At 48.9% G+C, this 229-nt stretch carries 1 protein-coding gene; it reads left to right on the top strand.

Going from position 1 to position 229, the window contains the following annotated elements; translation table 11 throughout:
* Positions 1–229, top strand: a 229-nt coding sequence (locus R0J87_RS25520) for a GTPase (RefSeq protein ID WP_498889809.1), incomplete at both ends; no start/stop codon positions are given.

Here is a 229-nt window from a genome sequence, read left to right on the forward strand (position 1 = left end):
GTATTGATGGTAATGAACAGGGCATTGAAGTTGAAATGGCCGAGCAGTCACTAAAAGCTATCGACGAAGCAGATGTAGTGCTGTTTATGGTCGACGCCCGGGTTGGTGCGACCGTAGGCGATGAAGCCATTGCCGCACACATCCGTAAAGTTGAAAAGAAAGTCTTTGTTGTGGCGAATAAAACAGATGGTCTGGACGCCGACACCGCTGTGGCAGATTTTTACAGCCT

It is taken from the genome of Halomonas sp. SIMBA_159, assembly GCF_046536035.1.
Classification (GTDB): Bacteria; Pseudomonadota; Gammaproteobacteria; order Pseudomonadales; family Halomonadaceae; genus Vreelandella; species Vreelandella venusta_A.